The organism is Saccharopolyspora taberi (assembly GCF_039534165.1).
GTDB classification, from domain to species: Bacteria; Actinomycetota; Actinomycetes; order Mycobacteriales; family Pseudonocardiaceae; genus Saccharopolyspora_D; species Saccharopolyspora_D taberi.
Map to the genome: position 1 here is coordinate 44,738 of NZ_BAAAUX010000020.1, position 6,982 is coordinate 51,719.

At 71.0% G+C, this 6,982-nt stretch carries 5 protein-coding genes; 3 read left to right on the top strand and 2 right to left on the bottom strand.

The window, feature by feature from the left end; genetic code table 11:
* Nucleotides 1-169: 169 nt before the first annotated feature.
* Nucleotides 170-1,156 (top strand): LacI family DNA-binding transcriptional regulator, encoded by a 987-nt coding sequence (locus ABD691_RS24750; protein ID WP_344683590.1) that lies wholly within the window; start codon nt 170-172, stop codon nt 1,154-1,156.
* A gap of 79 nt (nt 1,157-1,235) precedes the next feature.
* Entirely contained in the window at nt 1,236-2,138 is a 903-nt protein-coding gene (locus ABD691_RS24755) for a glycoside hydrolase family 16 protein (protein WP_344683591.1), read from the top strand.
* A 98-nt stretch (nt 2,139-2,236) separates the two neighbouring features.
* Here ABD691_RS24755 and guaA read toward each other — a convergent pair whose 3' ends face one another.
* Together guaA and ABD691_RS24765 are read right to left on the bottom strand one after the other, a co-directional pair.
* Complete coding sequence (gene guaA, locus ABD691_RS24760; protein ID WP_344683593.1) at nt 2,237-3,826, bottom strand: glutamine-hydrolyzing GMP synthase; 1,590 nt, start codon at nt 3,824-3,826, stop codon at nt 2,237-2,239.
* Nucleotides 3,827-3,973: 147 nt separating this feature from the next.
* Nucleotides 3,974-5,671 (bottom strand): GMC oxidoreductase, encoded by a 1,698-nt coding sequence (locus ABD691_RS24765; protein ID WP_344683595.1) that lies wholly within the window; start codon nt 5,669-5,671, stop codon nt 3,974-3,976.
* A 118-nt stretch (nt 5,672-5,789) separates the two neighbouring features.
* On the opposite strand from ABD691_RS24765, the gene ABD691_RS24770 reads away from it, so the two are divergent.
* On the top strand, nt 5,790-6,914 hold the full coding sequence (locus ABD691_RS24770; protein WP_344683597.1) for an epoxide hydrolase family protein: 1,125 nt from the start codon (nt 5,790-5,792) through the stop codon (nt 6,912-6,914).
* Nucleotides 6,915-6,982: the final 68 nt, after the last annotated feature.

The following is a 6,982-nucleotide window of genomic DNA, read 5'->3' on the forward strand; positions in this document are numbered from 1 at the left end:
TCTCCCGATCAGCTCACCCGTCCGCGGCCACCCTATTCGGCGACCGTGCCGGGGCGGTGGCGAACGGTCGAATCTCTCCGACGGCCGCGCGGTGACTCTCTACACTCGCCTCCAGCCGCCGAAGGGGGATCGATTGCTCAGCGCTGATGGGCGTCCGACGTTGGAGGACGTGGCCGCCAGGACGGGTCTTTCCCGCGCCACGGTGTCCCGGGTGATCAACGACTCGCCACGGGTGAGCCCGGAGGCGCGGGAGCTGGTGCGGGCCGCGGTGCAGGAACTCGGCTACGTCCCGAACCGGGCGGCGCGGACCCTGGTGACGCGCCGGACCGACGCGGTCGCGCTGGTGCTGTCGGAGCCGGAGAACAAGTTCTTCGACGACCCGTTCTTCGCGTCGACCGTCCGGACCGTCTCGCAGCACCTGTCCGCGGCCGGGACGCAGATGGTGCTGCTGCTGGTGCACGGCCCGGACGACCACGTGCGGATCGCCCGCTACCTGTCCGGCGGGCACGTCGACGGTGCGCTGGTGCTTGCCCCGCACCTGTCCGACCCGCTGCCGGAGGCGGTGCGCGATCTGCCGCTGCCGATCGTCTTCGGCGGCAGGCCGGGAACCTCCGAGGAAGGGCTGCACCTGGTGGACCACGACAACGTCGGCGGCGGCCGGATCGCCACCGAGCACCTGATCTCGCTCGGCCGCCGCAGCGTCGTCACGGTCACCGGTCCGCAGGACGAGTACGCCGGGATCGAGCGGCTGGACGGCTGGCGGCAGGCCACCGGGTTCGACGACGACGAGGCCGCGCGGCGCAGCGAGCCGGGCGGGTTCACCGAGGACGGCGGCGAGCGCGCGATGACCGAACTGCTCGCGCGCGTCCCGGACCTCGATGCGGTCTTCGCCGCCAACGACCTGATGGCGCGGGGCGCGCTGCGCGCCCTGCGCGCGGCCGGGCGCGGGGTTCCCGGGGACGTCGCCGTGGTCGGCTTCGACGACCAGCCCGCGGTCGCGCCGCGCACCGATCCGCCGCTGACCACGGTCCGGCAGGACCCGTCGCTGCGCACCCGGCACATGGTCGACCGGATGTCCCGGCTGATCGCCGGGGAGGACGTGCCGCCGGAACGGACGGTGCTGCCCGTCGAGCTGGTGGTCCGGGCGTCGGCCTGATTGCGCTGACTGGAGGTTTACCCGCTCCCGTCGACCCAGCAATCTCGCTGAGAGCGCTCTCACACACGAGGAGGCAGTCATGTCGGCACGGCGCCTGATCGTCAGCGGAACCGCACTCGCCCTGCTCCCGCTCTTCCCGTTCCCCGCGGCCGCGGTGCCGGAGAAACCCGCGGCCGAGGTGTTCTTCGACGACTTCTCCGGCTCCGAGGTCGACCGCTCGAAGTGGAGGATCGAGGTCACCGGCGAGAACTTCGGGACCGTCAACCAGGAGCAGCAGGCCTACGTCGACTCCCCCGACACGATGTACGTCGACCACGACGACGCCGGAACCGGGGCGAGCAACGGCGCGCTCGCCCTGCACCCCCGGTTCACCCCGGGGCACCAGGCGCCCGACGGGCAGACCTACGACTTCGTCTCGGGCAGGCTGAGCACCCAGGACAAGTTCGAGTTCACCTACGGCAGCTACTCGGCCCGCCTCAAACTCCCCGAGGGTGCGACGGGTCCCGGCCTGTGGCCCGCGTGGTGGTCGCTGGGCGCCAACATCGACAACGGCAAGCCGTGGCCGCAGTGCGGCGAGGTCGATGTGATGGAGAACGTCGGCGAGCCGTGGACGAACGTCTCCCTGCACGGGCCGGAGTACAACGGCGACACCCCGATCATGCAGCGGCAGCACTTCGAGGGCGCGGACCCGGCGGACTGGCACGTCTACAAGGTCGACTGGACGCCGGACGGGTTCACGTTCTTCGTCGACGACAGGGAGATCTACAAGATCACCAAGCAGGAGATGCAGCAGAACGGCTGGACCTGGGTCTACGACGACCCGCAGTTCATGATCCTGAACTTCGCCCTCGGCGGCACCTACCCCAACGGGGTCAACGGCGTCACCGAGCCGTACTTCGGGCTGCCGCAGGAGACCGTCGACAAGGTCGCGGCCGGTAACGTCCGCTACCTGGTCGACTGGGTCCGCGTGGAACAGCAGTAAAGCTGTCTGCACTCACCCTGCTTGGCGGTGCGGGTGGCGGAACCTCAGGGCGGCGGTGCCGGGTGGGCCAAGCGGCTCCGCCGCTCAAAGAGGTTCGGTCACTCCCACTCGATGGTGCCCGGGGGCTTGGACGTGACGTCGAGGGTGACCCGGTTGACCTCGGAGACCTCGTTGGTGATCCGGGTGGAGATCCGCTCCAGCACGTCGTAGGGCAGCCGGGTCCAGTCCGCGGTCATGGCGTCCTCGCTGGACACCGGGCGCAGGACCACCGGGTGGCCGTAGGTCCGGCCGTCGCCCTGGACGCCGACCGAGCGGACGTCGGCGAGCAGCACCACCGGGCACTGCCAGATGTCGCGGTCGAGCCCGGCCGCGGTCAGCTCCTCGCGGGCGATCGAGTCGGCCGCCCGCAGCGTCTCCAGCCGGTCCGCGGTCACCTCGCCGATGATCCGGATGCCCAGGCCCGGGCCGGGGAACGGCTGCCGGTGCACGATCGTCTCGGGCAGCCCGAGCTCCAGGCCGACCCGGCGCACCTCGTCCTTGAACAGCGCGCGCAGCGGCTCGACCAGGTCGAACTGCAGGTCCTCCGGCAGCCCGCCGACGTTGTGGTGGCTCTTGATGTTGGCCGCGCCGGATCCACCACCGGACTCCACCACGTCCGGGTAGAGCGTGCCCTGCACCAGGAAGTCGATCTGCTCGCCCTCGGCGCCCGCCTCGGCCTGCAGGTCGCGGGCGGCCTGCTCGAAGACCCGGATGAACTCGCGGCCGATGATCTTGCGCTTCTCCTCGGGGTCGGTGACCCCGGCCAGCGCGCCCAGGAACCGGTCGACGGCGTCGACGGTGACCAGCCGGACCCCGGTGGCGGCCACGAAGTCGCGCTCGACCTGCGCGCGCTCACCGGCGCGCAGCAGGCCGTGGTCGACGAAGACGCAGGTCAGCTGCTCGCCGACGGCGCGGTGCACCAGCGCGGCGGCGACCGCGGAGTCCACCCCGCCGGACAGCGCGCAGATCGCGCGCTTGTCGCCGACCTGCTCCCGGATCGCGGCGACCGTCTCGTCGACGATCGAGGAGGTGGTCCACTGCGGGCGGATGCCCGCGATCTCGTGCAGGAACCGCCGCAGCACCTCCTGGCCGTGCGGTGAGTGCGCGACCTCCGGGTGGTACTGGACGCCGGCCAGCCTGCGTTCGACGCTCTCGATCGCGGCGACCGGGGTGTCCTTGCTGCCCGCGGTGACGGTGAAGCCCTCGGGCGCCTTGCTGACCGAGTCGCCATGGCTCATCCACACCGGGTGGTGGCCGGGCAGGTCCTCGTGCAGGGTGCCGCCGGTGCCGGTGACCGCCAGCTCGGTGCGGCCGTACTCGCGGGTGCCGGTGTGCTCGACGGTGCCGCCGAGCGCGGCGGTCATCGCCTGGAAGCCGTAGCAGATGCCGAACACCGGTACGCCGGTGTCGAACAGGGCCGCGTCGACCTGCGGCGCGTCCTCGGCGTAGACGCTGGACGGCCCACCGGAGAGCACGACGGCGGCCGGGTCGCGGCGGACGATCTCCTCGACCGGGGTGTCGTGCGGGACCACCTCGGAGTAGATCTGCGTCTCCCGCACCCGGCGCGCGATGAGCTGTGCGTACTGGGCGCCGTAGTCAACTACGAGGACAGGACCCTGCCCCTGGTTCTGCGGTGCGGTGCCGGACACGTCGTCGAAACCTCCTGGCGAGAGCGGTGCGCCTCATTGTCCCAGGTAACGAAGGCCACTGCCCCCACGGGTCCGGCTAGAACGGTGTTGGGCTTGCCTTGCGTGGCGGTGCCGATTGCGTGCGTGGGCCAAGCGGCTACCGCCGCGTCAGGCCATGGGGAGCCGTAGCGCGGCGGGGGCGTCGGCGGGGACGGCGGGTTCCTTGGGCGCCACCCGCTCCACGGGCCGGTAGCCCTCCGACTGCCGCGGACGCGGGTCGGCCTCGCCCTTGTTCGGCCACATCGAGAAGGCCCGCTCCGCCTGCGCGGTGATCGTCAGCGACGGGTTGACGCCGAGGTTCGCCGTGATCGCCGAACCGTCCACGATGGACATCGTCGGGTGCCCGAACGCCCGGTGGTACGGGTCGATCACGCCCTGCTCGGCGTTCTCGCCGATCGGGCAGCCGCCGATGAAGTGCGCGGTGAGCGGGATGTCGAACAGCTCGCCCCAGGTGCCGCCGTGGATGCCGCCGATCTTCTCGGCGACCCGCTCGTTGGCCTCCTCCCCGGCCGGGATGTAGGTCGGGTTCGGCGCGCCGTGCCCCTGCTGCGAGGTCAGCGACTTCCGGCCGAACAGGCCCTTGCGCAGCTTGGTCGTCAGCGAGTTGTCCAGGCTCTGCATCACCAGCAGGATCACCGTGCGCTCGCTCCAGCGCCCGATCCACAGCAGCCGCAGCGACATCAGCGGGTTCTGGCGGAAGAAGCGCAGCCACTGCCGCCAGCGCGGCAGCGGTGAACCGCCCGAGGTCGGCAGCGTCTGGAGCAGGCCCATGGCGTTGCTGCCCTTGCCGTAGCGGACCGGCTCGATGTGCGTGTCGGAGTCGGGGTGGAAGGACGAGGTGATCGCGACACCGGTGGAGAAGTTCTTGTCCGGCAGCACGTTCGGGGTCTGGGCGCCGATGATCGACTCCGAGTTGGTCCGGGTGAGCCGCCCCAGCTTCGCCGACAGCCGCGGCAGGTCGCCGCGGTCGCGGGCGCGGTGCAGCAGGTTCTGCGTGCCCCAGGTCCCGGCGGCGACCACGACCTGGTCGGCGGTGAAGACCTTCGCGCCCTTGTCGAGCACCGCTCCGGTGCGTTCGGTGCCGATGCGCCAGCGGCCGTCGCGCCCCTCGGCGAGCCGGGTCACGGTGGTCAGCGGCCAGACCTCGGCGCCGTTCTGCTCCGCCAGGTACAGGTAGTTCTTGACCAGCGTGTTCTTCGCGCCTACCCGGCAGCCGGTCATGCACGCGCCGCACTCGGTGCAGCCGGTCCGGGCCGGGCCCGCGCCGCCGAAGTACGGGTCGGCGGTCTGCTCACCGGGCTTGCCGAAGTAAACGCCGACCGGCGTGCGGTGGTAGGTCTCGCCGACGCCCATCTCGTCGGCGACCTGCTTGATCACCACGTCCGACGGGGTGGTCGTCGGGTTCGTGACCACGCCGAGCATCCGGGTCGCCTGGTCGTAGTGCGGCGCGAGCTCGGACTCCCAGTCTGCGATGTGACCCCACTGCGGGTCCTCGTAGAACGGCTTCAACGGCCGGTAGAGCGTGTTCGCGTAGTTCAGCGAACCGCCGCCGACCCCGGCGCCCGCGAGGATCAGCACATCGCGCAGCAGGTGGATGCGCTGGATCCCGAAGCAGCCCAGCTGCGGCGCCCAGAGGAAGTTGCGCAGATCCCAGGACGTCTTCGCGAACTCGTGGTCGGCGAACCGGCGGCCCGCCTCCAGCACCGCGACGCGGTAACCCTTCTCGGTCAGCCGCAGCGCGGCCACGCTGCCGCCGAACCCGGACCCGATCACCACTACGTCGTAGTCGTGCACCCCGTGAGACATGGCCGACAGCGTAGACAAAATTACTGGTCGGTAGATAGCCCTTCCGGGGTGAAAGCTACCGGGAGTAGGAATCCTTCTAGGTCAGCTTGAGGCCTAACCGGGCCCTAGCTTCGCGGCCATGATCGATCCGTTCCTCATCGACGTCCCGCAGTCCGACCTCTCCGACCTGCACCGCCGCCTGGACGCCACCCGCTGGCCGGACCAGCTCCCTGACGTCGGCTGGAGTCACGGCGTGCCGCTGGACTACGTCCGCGACCTGGCCGAGCACTGGCGGCACGACTACGACTGGCGCGCGCACGAAGCGCGGCTGAACCGGCACCCGCAGTTCACCACCGAGATCGACGGCCAGCGCATCCACTTCCTGCACGTCCGCTCGCCGCACCAGGACGCGACACCGCTGCTGATCACCCACGGCTGGCCCAGCACCATCGCGGACTTCCTGGACGTCGTCGAACCGCTGACCAACCCGCCGGTGGAAGCCGACGCCTTCCACCTGGTGATCCCGTCCCTGCCGGGCTTCGGCTTCTCCGGACCGACCACCAGCCCCGGCTGGAACGCCCAGCGCACCGCCCGCGCCCTGGCCGAGCTCATGAGCCGCCTCGGCTACGAGCGGTTCGGCGCCCAAGGTGGCGACTGGGGCCGGATCATCAACCGCGAACTCGCGCTGCACGCGCCGGAGCGGGTCATCGGCCTGCACGTCAACGGCAGCCTCGGAATGCCGTCGGGCGACCCGGCCGAGCTCGTCGGCCTGGACCCGCACGACCAGCGCCGCCTCGAATCGCTGGAGAAGTTCACCGGCGAGCGGATGGGCTACGCCTGGATCCAGGGCACCCGGCCGCAGACCCTGAGCTACGCGCTGCTGGACTCCCCGGCCGGTCAGCTGGCGTGGATCGCCGAGCTGCTCGAGTGGTTCGACCCGGCCGAACTCGGCGAAGCCAACCGCATCGACCGCGACCGCGTCCTCACCACGGTCACGATCTACTGGCTCACCCGCACCGCGGGTTCCTCCGCGCGGGTCTACCTCGAAGCCGACGACAACACCTGGGGCGTCCAGGAGCCGTGCCCGACGCCGACCGGCGTCGTCGGCTTCGGCGAGGACCGCGGCATCCGCCGCTTCGCGGAGCGGGAGAACAACATCGTCCGCTGGACGACGTTCGACCGCGGCGGCCACTTCGCCGCGATCCAGACCCCGGACCTCCTGGTCACCGACGTCCGCGCCTTCTTCCAGGAGCTGCGCACCTGACCAGCCACCGTCATCAAGCGGCGCAGCCGCTTAGCCCAAGCACGCAACCGGCACCGCCGCGGGTTCTC